The sequence below is a fragment of the Hansschlegelia zhihuaiae genome (genome assembly GCF_004103825.1).
In the GTDB taxonomy this organism is placed as follows: domain Bacteria; phylum Pseudomonadota; class Alphaproteobacteria; order Rhizobiales; family Methylopilaceae; genus Methylopila; species Methylopila zhihuaiae.
In genome coordinates, this window is the sequence record NZ_RYFI01000003.1 from 88,047 (window position 1) to 92,428 (window position 4,382).

6 protein-coding genes are annotated in these 4,382 nt (G+C 71.8%); 5 read left to right on the forward strand and 1 reads right to left on the reverse strand.

Annotated features, from left to right (window positions below; all coding sequences use genetic code 11):
- A partial coding sequence (locus EK403_RS22935) for a triphosphoribosyl-dephospho-CoA synthase (RefSeq protein WP_245479499.1) occupies positions 1-410 on the forward strand: 410 nt, incomplete at its 5' end.
- On the opposite strand, the gene EK403_RS04310 is transcribed toward EK403_RS22935, so the two are convergent.
- Entirely contained in the window at positions 379-1,074 is a 696-nt protein-coding gene (locus EK403_RS04310) for a HisA/HisF-related TIM barrel protein (protein WP_206659476.1), read from the reverse strand. The genes EK403_RS22935 and EK403_RS04310 overlap by 32 nt on opposite strands.
- Positions 1,075-1,176: 102 nt before the next feature.
- Between EK403_RS04310 and EK403_RS04315 the strand changes: the two genes are divergently transcribed.
- From EK403_RS04315 to folK, 4 genes are read left to right on the forward strand one after another with little or no spacing between them, the layout of a single operon-like run.
- Positions 1,177-2,133 (forward strand): ATP-grasp domain-containing protein, encoded by a 957-nt coding sequence (locus tag EK403_RS04315; RefSeq protein WP_128776275.1) that lies wholly within the window; start codon positions 1,177-1,179, stop codon positions 2,131-2,133.
- Complete coding sequence (locus EK403_RS04320; protein ID WP_128776276.1) at positions 2,130-3,167, forward strand: hydantoinase/oxoprolinase family protein; 1,038 nt, start codon at positions 2,130-2,132, stop codon at positions 3,165-3,167. Before EK403_RS04315 ends, EK403_RS04320 begins: the two co-directional genes overlap by 4 nt.
- Positions 3,168-3,223: 56 nt before the next feature.
- Positions 3,224-3,595: a dihydroneopterin aldolase gene (folB, locus tag EK403_RS04325; RefSeq protein ID WP_128776277.1), complete on the forward strand. Its 372-nt coding sequence runs from the start codon at positions 3,224-3,226 to the stop codon at positions 3,593-3,595.
- A gap of 7 nt (positions 3,596-3,602) precedes the next feature.
- Positions 3,603-4,142 carry a 2-amino-4-hydroxy-6-hydroxymethyldihydropteridine diphosphokinase gene (gene folK, locus EK403_RS04330; protein ID WP_128776278.1) on the forward strand — a complete coding sequence of 180 codons (540 nt, stop codon included), beginning with the start codon at positions 3,603-3,605 and terminating at the stop codon, positions 4,140-4,142.
- The last annotated feature ends 240 nt before the right edge of the window (positions 4,143-4,382 follow it).

Here is a 4,382-nt window from a genome sequence, read left to right on the forward strand (position 1 = left end):
AGCCGCCCACGATCACGCTGCGCGAGGCCATGGCGGCGGCGGCGGACCGCGACCGGATCGCCCTGCAATATGTCAGCGGCTTCGAGGACGTGTTCGCCGCGGCCGAGGCATACCGTTCCGGCCCGGCGGGCCGCGAGGCGGTGGAAGACGTCTATCTCGGTCTGCTCAGCCTGTTCCCGGACAGCCACGTGGCGCGCAAGTTCGGCGTCGCGACCGCCGAGACCCTGCGGCGGGAAGCCGCCGCCTTCTCGGAGGGGCTCGACGCCCAGCCCGACCGCGAGCGCGCGCTTGACGCCTTCGACCTGCACCTCAAGGCGCGCGGCCTCAATCCGGGCACGACTGCGGACCTTACGGTCGCGGCCCTGTTCGCCGCGGCCCTCATGTCAGGCCCGCAAGGTCGGACGCCGTGATCCGCCCGTCATGCAGCGCGCTCGCGACCAGCGCGCCCGAAACGCCGATGTCCTGCAGCCTGCGAAGGTCGTCGGCGTTCCTCACTCCGCCGGCGGCGTAGATCTTTCGGCCGCCCGCCAGCGCCACCGCGTCGGCGAGCCGCGCGAAATCCGGACCGTCGCCGGCGCCCACCCGCGCGAGCGTCATCACGATCACCCGGTCCGGCCAGACCGACGGGTCACGGTGAGCATCCTTCGGCCCGAGCGGGCCGTCGGCGTCATGGTCGAGCGAAAGCACGCCCTGCGACGCGGCGAGCGCATGGCCGAGCGTGCGGGCGTCTTCGAGGGACTCCGTGCCGATCACCGAGACGCCCTCCTCGGACGGAATCCGTTCGGACAGCGTCTCGAGGTCAGTCTCGCCGCGGTCGACCCAGAGCTCGACCCGCGGGTGCGCGGCGGCGAGCGCCGCGACCGTCCGATCATGGCCGCCCCGCCCGCGAATCGCGTCGAGATCGGCGACATAGAGCCTGCGGAACGGCGCGAGCCGCATGAGCGCGCCGGCGATCGCCAGCGGCCCTGCGCCGTCGACGAGGCCCGAGCGGATCGGACGATAGGCGCCCCGCTCGCCGCGGCGGGCGTGGACGACCTCGCCGTCCATCAGGTCGATCACAGGAACCACGTCCATCGTCTGGAATATCCCTCGCTGTTACGACCCGGCCGACATGCGATAAGGCGTCGTCGGGGGGCCGCGTCGCCGCATAGCGGGCCGCGGCCGGGAGGGAAAGCGGTGCGCGTGTTCTTCTGCGAGTTCGTGACCGGCGGCGGCCTGCGCGGCGAAGACCTGCCGCCTTCGCTCGCCCGCGAGGGCGCGATGATGCGCGACGCCCTCGCCCGCGACCTCGCCGATCTGTCGGACGTCGATCTGATAACCACCCATGACGACCGCGTGGCGGCCCCCGCAGGCGCCGATAGCCATGCGATCGGCAAGGGCTGCGACGCATGGGCGCTGTGGGCCGAGATCGCCGCCTCCGCCGACGTCTCGTGGCTCGTGGCGCCGGAGACCGGCGGCGCGCTCGCCAGACTGACCGGTCTCGTTCGCTCACGCTGCCCGGTCGTCGTCGGTCCGGACGACGAAGCGATCAGGATCGGCTCGTCCAAGCGGCTGACGGCCGAGCGTCTTGCGGGGCATGGCATCCCGACGCCGGTCACATGGCGGCCCGACGACGTTCCGCCAGACGCGACCGGTCCGTTCGTCACGAAACCAGACGACGGCGCAGGCTGCGAGGCCATCCGGATCACGGATCGCCGGCCCCCTCCCGGTTCCTTGCCGCCCGGCCACATCGTCCAGCGCTTCGTCGCGGGCGAAGCCGCGAGCCTCACGGTGTTGCGCGCCGGGGCCCGGACGCGGCTGCTCGCCGTGAACCGACAGCGCGTCGTGGTGAAGGACGGCGCCTTCGCGTTCCGCGGAGTCTCGGTCGGAGCGCTCGGCGATCCCGACGGACGGCTCGCTGCGCTCGCCGACGACATCGTGCAGGCGATACCAGGCCTCGAAGGTCTCTTCGGCGTCGACGTCGTGCTGGGGCCCGGCGGCCCGAGCGTCATCGAGGTCAATCCGAGGCTGACCACAGCCTATGCCGGCCTTCTCGCCTCGCTCGGCCGCAATCCCGCGACGCTGGTCCCGCCCTTCGCGACGGCCGCGGCCACAATCGCGATGGCCTCCCGTGAAGTCGAGATCGCGCTGTGAGTCCGGTCCTCGGCTGGGACGTCGGCGGCGCGCATCTGAAGCTCGCGCGTTTCGGAGCCGACGGACGGCTTGAGGCCGTCCGCGTGGCCGCCTGCCCGCTCTGGCGCGGCCTCGACGAGCTCGACGTCGCGATCGAAACGCTGGCGCCGGACATTGCGGCCGACGCCGCGTCCGCCGTCACCATGACGGGCGAACTCGTCGATCTCTGGCCGGACCGGGCGAGCGGCGTCGCGGCGATCGTCGAACGGCTCGGCGCGAGGCTCGGCCCGGCGCGCCTCACGATCTACGCCGGGCCGCGCGGGTTCGTAGGCGTGGATCATGCAGCCTCGGTCTGGCCGGACGTCGCCTCCGCCAACTGGCGCGCGACCGCCGAGGCGCTCGCCGCGGAGGGCGGCGCGGGCCTGCTGATCGACGTCGGCTCGACGACGGCGGATCTCATTCCCTTCGGCAAAGGTGAAACGCTCGCCCGCGGGGCGACCGACGCCGGGCGCATGGCCGCCGAGGAGCTCGTTTATCTCGGCGTCGCGCGGACGCCCGTGATGGCGATCGCGCCGCGCCTGCCGTTCGACGGCGCGTGGATCGCGCCGATGGCGGAGCATTTCGCCACCAGCGCCGACGTGTTCCGCCTGACCGGAGACCTGCCGGAGGGCGCGGACCTGCATCCGGCCGCCGATGGCGGCCCCAAGACCGTCGAGGCAAGCGCCCGCAGGCTGCTGCGCATGGCCGGCGCCGATCTCGATCCGGCGCGGCCCGGACAGGCGCGGGCGCTCGCCGGTTTTCTGGCGGAGACCTGCCTCAGGCGGCTGGCCGACGCCGCCGCCATGATCCTCAGCCGCGCCGAAGCTCCTGCTTCGCCGGTCTTCCACGGGGCCGGGGTCGGGCGTTTCCTCGCCGAGAGGGTGGCGCGCCGGCTCGGGCTCCTGTATCGCGACGTCGGGCAGGCCTGGACGGACGATCCGTCGCTCGCCGGCCAGGCCAGCGACTGCGCGCCGGCGGTCGCGGTCGGCCGGCTTCTTATGGCGCGCCGGGCTTGAGCCCGTCCTTCCCTGATCCGCCGCAACAGTCGCGCGGCTTCGCGAGTTATCCCGCCATGAGCGATCGGATCTTCATCCGCGGCGTGCAGGTCCATGCCTATCACGGCGTCTTCGCAGAGGAGCAGAAGCTCGGGCAGCGCTTCATCTTCGACGTCGACTACTGGGTCGAGGCGAGGGACTACGCCCGCGCCGACGACTACACCAAGGCCGTGTCCTACGCCGACGTCTACGAGACGCTGATCGCGGTCGCCACGGGTCCCCGCGTCAAGCTCATCGAGGCGCTGGCCGAGCGCGCGGTCGAGGCGTTGCTCGACCGCTTCCCGCAGATCGAGAAGGTGCGGATCGAGCTGCACAAGCCGAGCGCGCCGATCGCAGGCGTGCTCTCCGACGTCGGCGTCGAGGTCGTGCGCGTGCGCGGCGAGGACTGAACGCGCGATGACCAAGGACGCGACGTCCGGCGCGAGGCCGGCCCCGACCGAGATCGGGCTCGGCTTCGGCAGCAATGTCGGGGACAAGAAGGCCAATCTGTTCCGCGCCATGGAGCGCGTCTTCGCCGGGCCGGAGATCGAGTTCGTCGAGGCCTCGTCGGTCTGGCGCACCGCCCCCTGGGGCTATCTCGACCAGGACTGGTTCGCCAACGCCTGCGCGATCGGCCGCACGACGCTTTCGCCGGAGGAGGCGCTCGCCTTCACCCAGAGCGTCGAGGAGGAGCTCGGGCGCGAGGAGACGTTTCGCTGGGGGCCGCGGGTGATCGACGTCGACATCCTCTATCTCGGCGACGCGCGGATCGCCTCGGAGCGCCTCGTCATCCCCCACCGCGAGATGTTCAACCGCGCCTTCGTGCTGACGCCGCTCGCCGAGATCCGTCCCGACCTCACGCTCGACGGCCGGTCGATCCGGCAGGCTGCGGCGCGGACCGGCGAACAGGGCTTTTCGCGGCTCGCGCCGCCCTGGCGGCCCGGTCCGGACAATTGATTGTCGAAATCTTAAGCCGCTCTCCCGCATCGTCGGCGTTTGCAACCCGATCGGGATGACGCCGTGAACAGTCTTATCGAAGTGAAAAGCTTAGGCGGTGTGAACTTCGTGCGCCCCGACCGCGTCATCGCTGTCCAGACCTCCGCGACAGGCCAGACCGTCATCGTCATGGAGGGGGGCATGCAGGTGAACTCCTCCGAGACCACCGCCGTGGTCGCGGCGCGCCTGCGGGGGGGCGCC

Coding starts and splice junctions, on each gene's coding strand:
- folK (WP_128776278.1), top strand. CDS start 3,603: ATGACCAAGGACGCGACGTCCGGCGCGAGGCCGGCCCCGACCGAGATC.
- folB (WP_128776277.1), top strand. CDS start 3,224: ATGAGCGATCGGATCTTCATCCGCGGCGTGCAGGTCCATGCCTATCAC.
- EK403_RS04310 (WP_206659476.1), bottom strand. CDS start 1,074: ATGGACGTGGTTCCTGTGATCGACCTGATGGACGGCGAGGTCGTCCAC.